10 protein-coding genes and 1 pseudogene are annotated in these 14,332 nt (G+C 73.4%); 6 read left to right on the forward strand and 5 right to left on the reverse strand.

The genetic code is table 11. From position 1 onward, the window contains the following. Positions 1 to 65: 65 nt before the first annotated feature. Both OHA37_RS36720 and OHA37_RS36725 read right to left on the reverse strand, forming a co-directional pair. A pseudogene (locus OHA37_RS36720) lies at positions 66 to 1,727 on the reverse strand (AMP-binding protein); the annotation flags it as partial. A 193-nt stretch (positions 1,728 to 1,920) separates the two neighbouring features. Beyond that, the gene (locus tag OHA37_RS36725; protein WP_266912039.1) at positions 1,921 to 2,412 is read right to left on the reverse strand and encodes an ATP-binding protein; all 492 of its coding nucleotides are present in this window, start codon (positions 2,410 to 2,412) and stop codon (positions 1,921 to 1,923) included. A 310-nt stretch (positions 2,413 to 2,722) separates the two neighbouring features. On the opposite strand from OHA37_RS36725, the gene OHA37_RS36730 reads away from it, so the two are divergent. Next, positions 2,723 to 3,682: an alpha/beta hydrolase gene (locus OHA37_RS36730; RefSeq protein ID WP_266912041.1), complete on the forward strand. Its 960-nt coding sequence runs from the start codon at positions 2,723 to 2,725 to the stop codon at positions 3,680 to 3,682. A 390-nt stretch (positions 3,683 to 4,072) separates the two neighbouring features. Here the strand turns inward: OHA37_RS36730 and OHA37_RS36735 are convergent, their stop codons facing one another. After that, positions 4,073 to 5,080: a LacI family DNA-binding transcriptional regulator gene (locus tag OHA37_RS36735; RefSeq protein WP_266912043.1), complete on the reverse strand. Its 1,008-nt coding sequence runs from the start codon at positions 5,078 to 5,080 to the stop codon at positions 4,073 to 4,075. 114 nt (positions 5,081 to 5,194) lie between these two features. Next, positions 5,195 to 6,772 (reverse strand): carboxylesterase/lipase family protein, encoded by a 1,578-nt coding sequence (locus OHA37_RS36740; protein WP_266912045.1) that lies wholly within the window; start codon positions 6,770 to 6,772, stop codon positions 5,195 to 5,197. Between the two features lie 247 nt (positions 6,773 to 7,019). On the opposite strand from OHA37_RS36740, the gene OHA37_RS36745 reads away from it, so the two are divergent. Continuing rightward, positions 7,020 to 7,913 carry an outer membrane protein assembly factor BamB family protein gene (locus OHA37_RS36745; protein WP_266912047.1) on the forward strand — a complete coding sequence of 298 codons (894 nt, stop codon included), beginning with the start codon at positions 7,020 to 7,022 and terminating at the stop codon, positions 7,911 to 7,913. A gap of 32 nt (positions 7,914 to 7,945) precedes the next feature. Next, the gene (locus OHA37_RS36750; RefSeq protein ID WP_266912049.1) at positions 7,946 to 8,302 is read left to right on the forward strand and encodes a hypothetical protein; all 357 of its coding nucleotides are present in this window, start codon (positions 7,946 to 7,948) and stop codon (positions 8,300 to 8,302) included. Positions 8,303 to 8,399: 97 nt separating this feature from the next. On the opposite strand, the gene OHA37_RS36755 is transcribed toward OHA37_RS36750, so the two are convergent. Continuing rightward, entirely contained in the window at positions 8,400 to 9,122 is a 723-nt protein-coding gene (locus tag OHA37_RS36755) for a phosphatase PAP2 family protein (RefSeq protein ID WP_266912051.1), read from the reverse strand. Positions 9,123 to 9,973: 851 nt separating this feature from the next. On the opposite strand from OHA37_RS36755, the gene OHA37_RS36760 reads away from it, so the two are divergent. From OHA37_RS36760 to OHA37_RS36770, 3 genes are all read left to right on the forward strand, one after another. Then, complete coding sequence (locus OHA37_RS36760; protein ID WP_266912053.1) at positions 9,974 to 11,227, forward strand: MFS transporter; 1,254 nt, start codon at positions 9,974 to 9,976, stop codon at positions 11,225 to 11,227. Between the two features lie 230 nt (positions 11,228 to 11,457). Next, positions 11,458 to 12,384, forward strand: a complete 927-nt coding sequence (surE, locus tag OHA37_RS36765; RefSeq protein WP_266912055.1) for a 5'/3'-nucleotidase SurE — start codon at positions 11,458 to 11,460, stop codon at positions 12,382 to 12,384. A 104-nt stretch (positions 12,385 to 12,488) separates the two neighbouring features. Continuing rightward, positions 12,489 to 14,138: a carboxylesterase/lipase family protein gene (locus tag OHA37_RS36770; RefSeq protein ID WP_266912057.1), complete on the forward strand. Its 1,650-nt coding sequence runs from the start codon at positions 12,489 to 12,491 to the stop codon at positions 14,136 to 14,138. The last annotated feature ends 194 nt before the right edge of the window (positions 14,139 to 14,332 follow it).

Below are 14,332 nucleotides of genomic sequence, written 5' to 3' on the forward strand. Positions count from 1 at the left end.
CACCCGGCGGCGCAGCCGCCGTCGTCCGCCGCCGGGGCGCTGGGGGCGGCTTCGGCCGGTTCCCCTCCCCGGGTGCGGAGTTCGGCGCGCCGGAGCTTGCCGGTCTCCGTACGGGGGAGCTCGGCGACGAACTCCACCGCGCGCGGGTACTTGAAGGGGGCGATGGCCGCCTTGACGTGCTCCTGGAGCGTGCGCACGGTCTCCGGGGCGGCCGGGACGCCCGCGCGCAGCACCACGTACGCCTTGACGAGCATCCCGCGCCGCTCGTCGGGGACCCCGACGACGCCGCAGTCCGCCACGTACGGATGGTCGGCCAGCGCCTTCTCGACCTCGGGCCCCGCGATGTTGTAGCCCGAGGAGACGATCATGTCGTCGCTGCGGGCCACGTACCAGAAGTAGCCCTCGGCGTCGCGGACGTAGGTGTCGCCCGTGATGTTCCAGCCGCCCCGGACGTACGTGGTCTGGCGCGGGTCGTCCAGGTAGCGGCAGCCGGTGGGCCCGGTGACGGCGAGCAGGCCGGGCTGCCCGTCGGGGACGGGCACCCCGTCCGCGTCCACCACTGCGGCCCGGTAGCCAGGGACGGGCCGGCCCGTGGAGCCGGGACGGATGTCCCCGTCGGCCGCGGAGATGAACACGTGCAGCATCTCGGTGGCGCCGATGCCGTCGATGATGCGCAGCCCGGTGGCGGCGTGGAACTCCTCCCACACGGCGGCGGGCAGGGGCTCGCCCGCCGAGACGCAGCGGCGCAGCCCGGCCAGCCGGTCGGCGGCGCCCGCGGCCAGGATCGCGCGGTAGGCGGTGGGCGCCGTGAACAGGACGGTCACCCCGTGCGCGGCCACGAGCTCGGCCAGCTGCCCGGGCGTCGCCGTCTCCACGAGCAGGGTGGCGGCCCCGACGCGCAGCGGGAAGACCACCAGCCCGCCGAGCCCGAAGGTGAACGCGAGCGGCGGGGTGCCGGTGAACACGTCGTCGGGCTGCGGCCGCAGGACGTGCCGGGAGAAGGTGTCGGCGTTGGCGAGCACGTCCCGGTGGAAGTGCAGGGTCGCCTTCGGGCGCCCGGTGGTGCCGGAGGTGAAGGCGATCAGGGCCACGTCGTCCGCGGCGGTGTCCACGGAGGCGAAGACCCCGGCCTTGGCCGCGCAGCGGACGGTGAGGTCGTCCTCGCCGGGGCCGCCGTACGCGACCACGCGCGGGGCGGTGGCCCGGCCGGGGCCGGCTTCGGCGTGGGCTTCGGGGGCGGCGTCAGCGGCTGCTTCGGCCGCGGCCTGGAGTTCCTCGATGTAGCGGTGGTCGCACAGGGCGACGGAGGGGCGGCTGATCTCGCACAGTGCGGCGAGCTCGGCGGCGCGCAGCAGCGGCACCGTGGTGACGGCCACTCCGCCCGCCTTGAGCACGCCGAACCAGGCGGCGACGAGCCAGGGGTTGTTCGGGCCGCGCAGCAGCACGCGGTTCCCGGGGAGCAGGCCCAGGTCCTCGGTGAGCACCTGGGCGACCTGGTTGGCGCGCAGCAGCAGCTCGCCGTACGTCCAGCGCTCTTCGGTGGTCAGCAGACAGGGGCGGTCGGGTCCCCAGCGCTCGACGGCGTCGTCGAGGAGGCTGTGGGCGCAGTTGAGCCGGTCCGGGTAGTCCAACTCCTGGAGGTCGAAGTGGAGTTCGGGCCAGAGGTCGAACGGCGGGAGCCGGTCGCGGCAGAAGGTATCGGCGTGCGCCGAAGGGGAGAGCTCCATGGGGCGGCACCTCAATCAGGGAGCAGCGGGGGAGATGGGGCAAGTATCTCGATAAATTGGCGGCCGTCAATTCCTCGCCATATTTTTGTGAGGCGATCGTCCCCCGAGTGGCTGCGGGTCACCCCCTCGGTGGACCTGTCTCGGCCCTTTCCCCGAGCCCCCCGGTGCGCGCGGATCCGCACCGGCACTCGTGTCAGGCGGCCGGCACGCGCACCCGTACGGATTTGCCGAACTCATCGGCCTGGACGCTGAGTTGACCGCCCGCCTCGGTGGCCATCAGGTGCACGATCAGCAGGCCGCGACCGTCCTCGGCGTCCGGGTCGACCTCGCCCCGCGGGTGCGGCAGTCGCGGCAGGGACGAGGCTCCGTCGGCGACCTCCAGCTGGAGCCATCCCCCTCGCAGGGAGATCCCGACGCGCAGGCGGCCCGCGTCGGCGGCGTGCAGGACGACGTTCCCGACCAGCTCGCTCACGGCCAGCAGCAGGACGTCCGCGATCTCCGCGGAGATCTCCCAGCCGTCGAGCACCGAGCGCACGCGGGAGCGGATCAGGGGGACGGTCGCCGCGGTGGGCTCCGCGGCCCAGTGGTCGAATCCGCGAGGCCGGGAGGCGGTCGCGCAGGCCAGGGCGGTCGCGGCGGCCTGGTCGGCGACCGGCTGGATGGTGGGGGGTGCGGAGGTGGGCATGGCGTGCTCCCGGAGGGGAAGGCGACGACATTCGCGCGGTGGCTCGTGTAACTGCCGAGGAACTTGGACTGCCCGTGCTCTTGTGGTCTGCGGAAACGCGTCGCTAGAGTCGTGATTACACGTGTAACACGCTAGGCCTCCTCCCCGGCTCGCGCAAGCATTTCGGACATACGTTACGAAGCCTTGTCCGTAGTCCTCGGCGCTCGGTACTCAGTGCTCCGCGCCGAGTACTCGGTGCTCGCGCGGCCGGGGCGGGACCCCGCACCTGAACCCCTCGGGCCCCCGGGCCCAACAGATTGGAAGGGCCGCAATGACGCAATCGCTCCCCGCCGCGATCGATCCGGCGGACATGACCTGGCCGCCTCCGCCGTACCGGACCCCCGAGTCCGCCGTCGTGGACGCGGACGGGGTCCGCCGCTTCGAGGGGATCACCTACGCGACCTCGCCCGGCTACCGTCCGCGGCTGCTCGACGTCCGGGTACCCGCGGGCGAGGGCCCCTTCCCGGCGGTGGTGTGGATCCACGGCGGCGGCTGGCTGGACGGCGACCGGCGCTACCCGCCGCCGACCGTGCCCGTGGAGCTGCTGCACGGGTCGGTACTGGGGGCCGGGCTGGCCCTCGTCTCGATCGACTACCGGCACAGCCTGGAAGCCCCGTTCCCGGCCCAGCTGCACGACGTGAAGGCCGCGATCCGCTACGTCCGCCAGTTCGCCTCCGTCCTGGGCATCGACCCGGACCGCATCGGGGTCTGGGGCGAGTCCGCCGGCGGCCACCTCGCGGCCCTGGCCGGGGTCGTCGGCGCGAACACCCCGGACGCCGCCGAGCTGGAGGGCGCGCACGGAGTGGGCGCCGGCGACACCGCCGTACGGGCCGTCGTCGACTGGTACGGGGTCTCCGACCTGGTCACCCTCGCCGAGCACCCCATGCCGCCGTTCCCGCCGCTGCCCGGCGGAGCCGAGTTCCCCGACCCGTACGAAGCCCTCCTCGGCGCGTCCGTCGCCGAACGCCCCGAGCTGGCGCGTGCCGCGAGCCCCGTCACGTACGCCGTCGAGGGCTCGGACCCGCCGCCGTTCCTGCTGATCCACGGAACCCTGGACGGACTGGTGCCCTACAGCCAGAGCGAGGAGCTCGCCACGGCTCTCGCGAAGGCCGGGGGCGAGGTCACCTTGACTCCCGTCGAAGGCGCCGACCACATCTTCCTGGGCTCGCCCGACATAGACCGCATCGTCGCCGACAGCGTCGCCTTCCTCGTCCGCCACTTGACCGCCTGAACCCCGGAAAGGTCAACGGCCCGGCCCCGCACCGGCCGCCCCGACACGGGGCGCCGGGCACGGTGCCGGGCCGCTTCCGGGTGGCCGCCCGTAGGCGCGACGGACGCCGCAAGCGGGTGGAGCGGGACACGGACGCCTGGCGCCATGGCTCGTGTGATCATGTGCCGAAAGGCTCATGGCGCGTGGACGGCCACGCGCACTGCGCGCGGAACAACCGCTCTCCCGCACCTGGGGGCCGACCCCACCGTCCCGGATTCATGGACTCTCCACGGACCCGTTCGCGCACCGGCGCCAGGGGCGGACACGGTTCTGGTGGTACCGCCGCCTGGCCGACAGGTCGGAGTGGGGGGTGACGGAACGCGGCACGCCGCAGGTCGTGCCCCGCCAGGCCTACGAGGTCTCGCGCTGGATCAGGACCGCCTCTATCTCGGGCACGGGCGCCGTGGTGCCCGTCTCGATGAGCTCGTGCACGGCGTCGGCGACCATGGCCGGCGAGGCCAGGTCCAGGCGGATCGAGGTCAGCGGGGGGTCCTGGAGCGCGGAGAGGACCAGGTCGTCGGAGCCCACGACCGCCACGTCCTGCGGTACGGAGATCCCCTCGGCCCGCAGCGCGTGGAGGAGCAGGGCGGCGTACTCGTCGTTGTACGCGAACACGGAGTCCAGCCCGAGGCTCCGCCAGCGCCTCGCCAGCGCGGTCGCGGACTCCCGGGTGTACGAGAGCTCCACCGGGGTCACCGTGGCCATGTGGTGGGCGGCGACCGATTCGGCGCCCGCGAGCCGCGGCGCGGCGAACAGGCCGAGGCCGCGCTCCTGGGGCATGACCACGCCGATACGGGTCCGGCCGCGGGCGATCAGGTGCTCGGCGGCGGTGGCGCCGATCAGGGCGTGGTCGAAGCCGATGGTGTGCACGCCCGGGACGGGACGGGAGGCGAAGGCGAGGAGTCCCCGCACCCCGGCGCGCCGCAGCAGCTCCGCGGCCTGCGCGGTGAGGCGGTCGCCGTCGAGGGCGATGACGGCCGCGGGGCGCAGTTCGGCCCAGGCGCGGGCGGCGTCCAGGGAGTCGGTGAAGCGACCCGCGTGCAGGACCGCGGTGTAGCCGTGCCGGTCCAGCTCGCTGTGCAGGTCGTCGACCCAGTCGCTGACGAGGCGGCCGACCGCGGAGATCGACGAGGGCATCAGGACGAGATTGCTGCGGCCGGCCCGCAGGGACCGGGCCGCGGCGTGCGGTACGTAGCCGAGCTGCCGGGCGGCGTCGAGGACGCGCGCGCGGGCGGCTTCGCCGACGCGGTGGCCCTGGGTGTCGTTGAGGACGAAGGAGACCGTGGCGCGGGACACCCCGGCGAGGCGGGCCACGTCGGCGCTGGTCGGGGACGCCGGAACGGGAGTGTCTTTGGCCATGACGTCGATCGACGCTCCTTTTGATCGGCTCGATACCTTCCTTTCGAAGGTTACACGAGTTAGATCAAGGGAGCGCGGGTCCGCCCGGATGGGCGGACCCGGGAGGCGGAGGCGTCACCGGGGTGGGTCGAGCGCCCCCTCGTGCAGGCGCAGGGAGTCCCCGGCGAGGTCGTCGAGGGCGGTCACCACGGAGTCGAAGCGCATCGTGGTGCGGGTGTCCTTCTCGTACGGGCTCCACGTCGGCATGCCCGGATGGTTCGGGTCACCGGTGCGGACGAAGGCGATCCAGGCCTCGTGCATGGTGTGCGCGAGGCCGTCCCGGACGGCGGGGTCGAGGCCGGCCACCAGGGGTGCGTGCGCCCACTGGTCGAAGTTGGCGAAGGCGAAGGGCAGTTCGAGGCAGTGCGCCGCTCCGAGCCGGCCGTCGTATGCGGCCGCGGGGAGGTCGAACTGGTAGGCCCACACCGGGTGGCCCGCCGCTGCCCGCGCTTCGGCCAGCCGGAGGGCCGGCACCCGGAAGAGCTCGTCGGTGATGAGGTCCATCAGGACGCCGGCCGGACCGGCGCCCGGGCGCGCGTGCTCGTACGCCGCGTAGACGCCGGGGGCCGCCTCGGGGCCGAAGGTCTCCGCGATCCGGTCGGTCACCTGCTCCCGGGAGGCCGCGGCGTAGGCCTCGTTGAGGGCGAAGCCGAAGTTGGCCTCCTCCCGGGTCCAGCCGATCATCACCTCGATGCCCGCGGCGGCGCCGTGCAGCAGGGCCTGCGCCGGGTGGCGCGGCAGGGTGACTCCGTCGATCACGGGCAGGAACGGAGTGGGCCAGTACCCCCAGCGCGTGGTCAGCGCGAAGAGCCCGCCCATGGCGCCGATCAGCTCGGGCCAGGGCACGGCGCGCAGCTCGGCCAGGTTCTTGACCCCGGCGAGCTCCAGGTACGCGGCGGTGCGCTCCCGGTAGGCGTCGGGTGCGGGAAGGTCCAGGCCGAAGGGCGGGCTCATCAGGATCACCCGCCGGATCAGGTCCTGGGCTTCCGGCAGCCCGGCGAGGGCGGCCGTGGACACCGCGCCGCCCGACTGGCCCGCGACGGTGATCGAGCCGGGGTCGCCGCCGAAGGCGGAGATGTTCTCCCGTACCCAGCGCAGGGCGGCGAGCTGGTCGGTCAGCCAGTGGTTGGCGCCGGAGCCGTCCGGCCCGTCCTCGGTGTCGGTGTCCGTGTCCATGTCCGTGAGGAGGTAACCGAGCGGGCCGATGCGGTAGTTGATGCTGACGACGACCAAGTCTCCGTCGCGGGAGAAGGTCGCGCCGGAGTAGTTCGGCAGCGACCCGGAACCGGAGACGAAGCCGCCGCCGTGGATCCAGACGAGCACGGGCCGCCGGGCGTCGTCGACGGCGGGCGTCCAGATGTCGAGGGTCAGGCAGTCCTCGTCGAAGGGCGGCGCACCGTGCCCGCCGAGGACGGGGTCGCCACCCTCCATGTGCATCTGCGGGGCGCTGGGCCCGTCGGCGGTCGCGTCCCGGGTGCCGCTCCAGCCCGGATGCGGCCGCGCGGGCCGCCAGCGCGACGTGCCGACCGGGGGCGCCGCGTAGGGCACGGCCCGGAAAACGGCGAGCCCGTCCTCGATCGCGCCGCGGAGCGGGCCCGCGGGCGGATGTGCCACGGGCTGATCGGGCTGATCGGGTCCTGGGGTGGGTGCCATGAGTCGATCCTTCCTGGGCCGCGCGCCGAACGCGCGCCGACCCGCCGAGAATATGGCGTGAAATCTGCGACCGTCAATGTTTCGCGATAACCGGGCTGGGTGGGTGGGATGGGTGTGGCCCGTGCGGGGTGGATGGTCGGGCGGGGCGGATTCGGGCCGTGCGTGCCGCCGCCCGGGTGGGTGCGGCTGTCCTCCACGTCCGTCCGCCGTAGGGCGATCGCCTGGTCACCGAGCGGATGAGGCATGCGTGAAGTCGAGCCGCCCCGTCGGCCGTTGGGTTCTCACCGCGCTGCTCCTGTGGGCTGCCGTCACGGGTTGCGGCCCACAGCAGAACGGACCGACGAACACCTCGCCGAAGGCCGCCCGCGCGGTCTTCGAACCGCCGGCGAAGTTCGACGCCGAGGCCGGTGTTCCGATGCCCGAGGAGGCCACCGCCGGGCTCTTCACCCGCAAAGGGCAAGAGGCGGAGCCGGTGAAGAGTCCCGTGGCGCTTTACGGGGAGAAGGCCTACGTGGGTACGCGGGACCGGCCGCTCGTCTTCGACACCGCCAGCGGCGCCTCGACCGCCCTTGCGCCGGACGTCGCCCCGGTGACGGATCCGCAGGGCGGGTCCTTCGCGTACCCGGTGGCGATCACGGAGGGCGCGGAGCCGCTGGTCCTCGCTTCGTTCGTGGTGGAGCGGCCCGGGACCGGAACGCAGGTCGCACGAACCTCCGTGGAGCTCATGGCGGTTGACGCGGCCGCCGGACGGGTGGCATGGCGGCTGTCGTTGACCGTTCCGGAGTGGGCGAAGAACGTGCGGAGCCCGCTGAGTGCGCGCATCGTCGGTAGCTCGGGCCATGTCGCAGTCGTGGGGATCGGTGCCTTCGCGCCCTCCGCCCACACCACCTACGCCATCGACCTCGTGAGCCGTCGAGTGCTGTGGACGCGTGACCTGCTCAGGGCGGAGGTGGTCACGAAGGGCATGGTGGCGGGCATTACCGAGGACGGGATCGAGAGCGAGTACGGAGCCGTTGCCGGATTCGACCTGGACACCGGAGACCGGCGCTGGCGCGGGGAGGACGGCGAACATCCGGCCGTGGGCACCGGTGACCGCACCTCGTCGCCGTCTCGTGGAGGAGCACGTCCGACTTCGATCTGATCCGTCGCCGGCTCGTCGACCCGCTGACCGGCGTGGTCCGGCACGTCCTCCCGGAGGACTTCGGACCCGCCGAGTGTGCCTACGACGGCATCGGCGCACTCGTCTGCTTCGGGAGCCGGGACGGTCGCTCCGTGTGGGCCTTCGATGCCGCCGGCGGTGAGCTGCTGTGGAAGTTGCCGAACCGGACCGCCTACCGCATCGCGCCGCGCGTGACCGCCGTGTGGCACGGTCGGATCTACGGCAGTACGGAGAACGGCCCGGTGGCTCTCGATGCCCGCACGGGCGAGGGCCTGCCCACGTCCCCCGGCATCGCACCCTACGCGGTCAACGAGTACGTCGGCCTGGCGCTCAAGGGGACGGAGGCAGTGGCCTTCCCGGCGGTCGGGTGACCACGGCGACCCGCACGGCCGCACCCGGCCGGAACCGGCCCGCTGCGGCGGGCCGACCGGCCCGCCGGGTCGTCGGCCCGGCCGTTGCGGAGGGCGGCTAAGTCCAGAGGGTGTCGGCCGCCATGCGTTCGGCCTCCGTTTCCAGCAGGGCGGCGAACGCCCGCCACAGCAGCAGGCAGGCCCCCACTGCGGCGAGGGCGCCGGCGAAGGTGTCGCTCAGCCACTGGGCGTGCTGCCAGGTGCGGCTCCACATCATGGCGCCGGTGTAGCCCGCGCCGAACAGCCACCACCAGCGTCGGCCACCCGGCGGGAACAGCACCACCGCGGCTGCCATCACCAGGGCCACCGCGCTGAAGACCTGGCCGGAGGGGTACGAGCCGTCGTTGACCAGAACCCAGGTGTGCGGGGGTCGCGGCCGGTCGGCCAGCGCCTTGAGCGGCAGCACCAGGAGCACGTTGGCCACGATTGCGGTCGTGAAGACGAAGAGCGCCGACCGCCAGCGCCCGTACATGCACAGGCAGCCCATCAGCAGCAGCGGCACGACCGTGCCCAGTGGCCCGCCCAGGCGGTCGAGAACGGTGGCGAACCCGCTGGCGGTGTCCGAGGGCGAGCCCTCCAGCGAAGCGGCCCACGCATCGTCGAGGCCCTGGAAGAAGGGCTGTTCGTCCACGCGCAGGAGTACTCCCATCAGCACGGACAGCAGGAGGAGTGCCACGCCCCAGGCGAGGGCGTGGCGGGGCGGAGCCGCGGGGACGGGTCTCCTGGGCGGTTGGAGGGGGATCGGGGGCGGGGTGGGGGCGTGACCGAAGAAGCCGGACATGGAGGAACCTTTCGCAGCCGCCTTCCCGGCGTGGGGGCGCACGGGAAGGCGGCGGACGGGCGCGAAGCGCGGGGACGAGCGGAAGCGGGCGCATCGAAGCAGCGGCACCGAAGTGGGCGTGCCGAAGTGGGCGTGCGGAATTGGGTGTGCCGAAGCGGGCGTGCGGAAGTGGGCGTCTGGAAGTGGGCGTGCCCACGCGGGCGTACCCGGGCCGGTTTGCCGAGTCCGGCCGGATCGGCCGACCCGCACCGAGTCGGCCGAGCGTCCCAGGGTGCGCCGGCCCGAAGGCGCGCCGAAGCCGTGGTCGAGCCCCGCAGGGGTGGGCGGGCTCTGCCGGGGCGTGGTGGTGGGGTCGGCGCGGTGCGGCACGGAGTATTGCGGAAGCGTGACCGTCGCCACAAGTGCAAGAGGGTTCTCGGCCGGGCCGGACGCGTCCGTAGGCCGCATTTGGTTGGTTACACGTGATCGACCTGGACTTCGTCTAGGGGTCACGATCTGTACGGAGCTCTGCGTCAACCCTTGGCGAGACCGGTGAGTGAGTGCTACACAGTGTCCAAGCACCTGAAGTGACACGTGTAACAACATCGGGTTAACCGCACAGCAGCCCCACCGCACGGCAGCCCCACCGCACCACAGCAACCCCGCACCACAGCAACCCCGCACCGCACCGCCCGCAGGCACCGCACGCACCGCGCCGAGCAACCGCACCGCGTCAGCCGCCTCGCGCTCGGCGCGGCATTTCCAGGCGACGCCTCGTGCGCAACCGCACCCCCGGCGTCTCCGCCCTCCCCGCGCACCGCACCGGCGGTCCCCCCACGCCACCTCCCCGCTCCGTCCCCCGAGGAGTCGTCATGGCTACGAACGAGATCATCGACCCGCCCGCCCCGGCGGATCCCGAACCCTCCCGCGGACGCGGGCTCCTGCTGCTCCTGCTCGTCGCGAACTCCGCGATGATGGCCGTCTACATGGGCGTCGGCTCCGTCCTCCTGCCCACCCAGATCGCCGCGATCGCCGGCGACGACAAGGTGGCGGTACTGGGCCTCATCGGCGGTATCAGCGCGATCTTCGCCACCGCGTTCAATCCGATCGCCGGCGCCCTCTCCGACCGCAGCGGCCGCCGCAACCCCTGGGTCCTGGGCGGTGCGATCGGCTCGCTCGTGGGCCTCGCCGTCCTCGGCAGCGTCAGTACCGCGCTGCTCGTCGGGATCGGCTGGTGCCTGGTGCAGGCGACCATGAACATCTACCAGGCCGCCGTCACCGCGATCGTGCCCGACCGGGTGCCCGCAGCCCGGCGCGGTACCGCGTCCGCCCTGGTGGGACTGGGCCTGCCCATCGGCGGCACGGTCGGCGTGCTGATCGCCTCCCAGACTTCGGAGCACCTGCGCACCGGCTACCTCGTCTTCGGCGGGGTCATCGCCGGAGCCGCGCTGCTCCTCACCTCCTTCTGCCGGGACCTGCCGCGCTCGGAGCCTGCCCCGGACGCGCCCGCCGCTCCCAACGGGGCCCAGATCAAGGCCTTCCTCTCGGCGCTCGCCAACCACGACTTCCGATGGGCGTTCATCGGGCGCGCCCTGATGGTCCTCGGGTACTTCTCGGTGGTCGGCTACCAGCTCTACATCCTGGGCGACCACATCGCGCTCCCCGCGGGGCTGACCCCGCCCGCCGCGATGGCGGTGCTCACCCCCGTGTCGATGGTCGCGATGGCCGTCTCCACGGTGGTCGGCGGGCTGCTGTCCGACCGCTGGAACCGCCGCAAGGTGTTCGTCGGAGTCTCGGCCGCCCTCGCCGGGCTGGTCATGGTGGTCCCCGTCGTCAGTCCCACGTGGACGGGCATGCTCGTGTTCAGCGCGCTCAACGGCCTGGCCTTCGGATGCTTCATGGCCGTCGACACCGCGCTCGTCACCCTGGTGCTGCCCCGGGCCGAGGACGCCGCCCGCGACATGGGCGTACTGAACATCGCGAACGCCGGGCCCCAGATCATCGCCCCGTTCGTCGCCTCGGCCGTGGTCACCACCCTGGGCGGCTACACCCCGCTGTTCCTGGTCGGCGGCGCGCTCTCGCTGATCGGCGCACTGGCGATCCTCCCCATCCGCAGCGTGCGCTGATCCGGCCGGACCGGACCCCGTAAAGGTCTCCGACCTCGGGTTCCGCCCCCAACCTCCGGGCCGCCCCTCCCGGGCGGCGGCCCGGCCCGCACTCCGGCGGGCTCGCGCCGAGGGTCGCGAGCCCGCCGGGCCCCACCCCTTCCAGGCCGCCCTCACCCGATTCCGGTTCTTCCTACCCAGTTTCCGGTTTCCAGTTCCCCGTTTCCACTTCCTCTCCGAAGGAGCGTTCCTTGCAAAGCAAGCGAGTTCTGCCGTTGGCCGCCCTGCTGCTCTGCGCGCCGGCCCTCGCCGGTACGGTGCCCGCCGCCGCGGCCGAGCCGCAGGCAGGGCCGGCGCCCGCACCGGTGCCCGCGGGCCCGCTGCGGATCCTGCTCACCAACGACGACGGTTACAGCGCGCCCGGCATCCGGCTGGCCTTCGCGCGGCTGACCGCCGCCGGGCACGACGTCACCATCGTGGCGCCGCTGACCAACCAGAGCGGCGCCGGTACGAAGACGTCCAACTCCCCGTCCCTCACGGTCCGCCACCCCGAGCCGAAGGTCTGGGCGGTCGACGGAACCCCGGGCGACTCGGTGAACTTCGGGCTCTCCGAGGTGTTCGAAGGGCGAGCGCCCGATCTCGTCGTGTCGGGCACCAACTTCGGCCCGAACGTGGCCGCGCTCGCCAGCCACTCCGGCACGGTCGGCGGCGCCGTCGCCGCGCTGGACGCCGGCGTGCCCGCCATCGCCCTGAGCACCGGTGGTCTCTCGGCCCCCGACCCCGTCACCACGGTCAACGCGATGGGTCCGACGCTCGACTTCGCCGTCAAGCTGATCGACCGGCTGCGCTCGCGCGCCCGTTCCGGCCCCCTGCTGCCCCAGGGTGTCGGCCTCAACGTCAACCACCCCGTCATCGGCGCCGACGGGAAGGGCACCCCGGCCGGGGTGGCCACCACCTTCCAGGACGCGCAGGCGCTCCTGAAGGCCGACTTCACCGATGCCGGCGACGGCACTTGGAAGGTCGGCGTGACGGTGGACCTGAAGACGCCGGCCCGCGGCAGCGACGTGGAAGCAGTGGCGGCCGGGAAGATCGCCGTCAGCCCGATGAACGCCGACTGGAACACCGGACCGGTCGACTTCGCCGTCACCGCCGCCCTGCTCAACGGGCTCCGTCCGTAGGCAACCCGGCAGTCCCGCCGACCACACCAGCCGGCCTTCCGGAGGCGGGGCGGGCGTTCCGCGCCCCGTCCCGCCCCCGGACGGTCCCCGACCCAGGAGTACGGATGCAACGGCTCTCGCACCGGATCGCCCGGCTTTCCACGGCAACGGCAAGACCCTTATTCGCCACGGCACTTGCCCTCACCGCGCTGATCGCCACCGCGCTCCCGGCCGCCGCCTCTCCCGGCGGGCTTCCCGGCGGAGTTCCGGGCGGCCCGCCGGACGGCTCGCCGCGCCCGGTGGTCTCCGTCGCGCAGGGCGCGCTGCGCGGCCGCGCCCACGACGGGGCGCAGGAGTTCCTCGGCGTGCCCTACGCCGCCGCACCGGTCGGGGAGAACCGGTTGCGCGCCCCGCAGCCGCCCCCGCGCTGGAACGGAGTGCGCGAGGCCGTCGAACAGGCCCCCGCCTGCCTCCAGTTCTCGCCGTTCGGGCTGCGCGACCCCTCGGCCGTCAGCGAGGACTGCCTGTACCTGGACGTGTACCGGCCCGGCCGGGCCCGCGCGGGGGCCCGGCTGCCGGTGATCCTCTGGATGCACGGGGGCGCGTACAGCCAGGGCACCGGCACACAGTTCGGCGGTCGCACCATGGCCGAGCTGACGGGCTCCGTCGTGATCAGCATCAACTACCGCCTCGGCCAGCTCGGTTACCTGGGCCTCCCCGAACTGGGCCGCCAGAACGCACTGCGCTCCGGCTCCTTCGGCCTGATGGACCAGATCCAGGCCCTGCGCTGGACGAGGGAGAACATCGCGGCCTTCGGCGGTGACCCGGGCAACGTCACGGTCTCCGGCCAGTCCGCGGGCAGCGGTTCGGTGTGCGGACTGCTCGCCGCCCCGCCGGCGGCCGGGCTGTTCCACCGGGCCGTCCTGCAGAGCGGGCCCTGCACGCTGCTGCGCACCCCCGACGGCGCGCGGGCCGAGTCCGAGGCGCGGGCCTTCGCCGCGAGCGCGGGCTGTCCCGATCCGGTCGGGGTCGTGGCGTGCCTGCGCTCCGTTTCCGGGCAGTCGCTGGTGGACGCGGCCCGTACGCTGCCCACGTCGGGTCCCGCGTCGGGCGACGGCCTGCTGCCGCGGGATCCGGCCGCCGCGATCGCGGCCGGGGTCTGGAACAAGGTCCCGGTCCTGATCGGGAGCACCCGCTCCGAGGCGCGCCTGTTCGTCGCGCTGACCCAGCCCGCCCTGACGGCGGAGCAGTACGCGCAGCAGGTCCTCGCGGGCTACGGCGCGGCCGGGCCGGAGGTCCTCGCCCGCTACCCGGTGGCCGCTCACGGATCCCCGTACCTGGCGCTGTCGGCGGTCATGACCGATTCGACGTTCGCCTGCGAAACCGCCCGGACGGCGCAGTCGTTCGCCCGCCAGGTACCCACCTTCGCCTACGAGTTCGACGACCCCGACTCGCCGACCCTGGCGGGCGCGCAGGTCCCCGGCCTGGACGAGTCGAACGCGCACAGTGCCGAACTCGCCTACCTGCACGACTTCACGATGGGCGAGCGGCCCCTCAGCTCCGTCCAAGTCGCCCTGGCGACAAGGATGAAGCGCTACTGGGGCGCCTTCGCCCGCCACGGTGTTCCCGCGGTCGCGGGCCAGGCCACCTGGCCGGCCACCGGACCGGGCGGCACGGTACTGACGCTGGCGCCCGAGGGGGACCGGCCCGACCGGGCCTTCGCGGCCGAGCACCAGTGCGGCTTCTGGCGCGACCAGCCCGCCCGGCCCCTCTGAGCGGGAGACGAGACCCGGTGGTCCCCGTACGGGGGTGATCCGCGCGCGCGTCAACGCGCGAGCGCGGAGCTCACCCTTGGGTGATCACCGAAAGGGCGGCGGCCCGGGGGGTGCCGCCACGCCGCCGGATGCCCCGAGGGCCACGGTCCCCACGGGCATCCGGCGGTTTCCCGCGTCCACGGCGCGGGTGCGGG

The organism is Streptomyces sp. NBC_00335 (assembly GCF_036127095.1).
Lineage (GTDB): Bacteria > Actinomycetota > Actinomycetes > Streptomycetales > Streptomycetaceae > Streptomyces.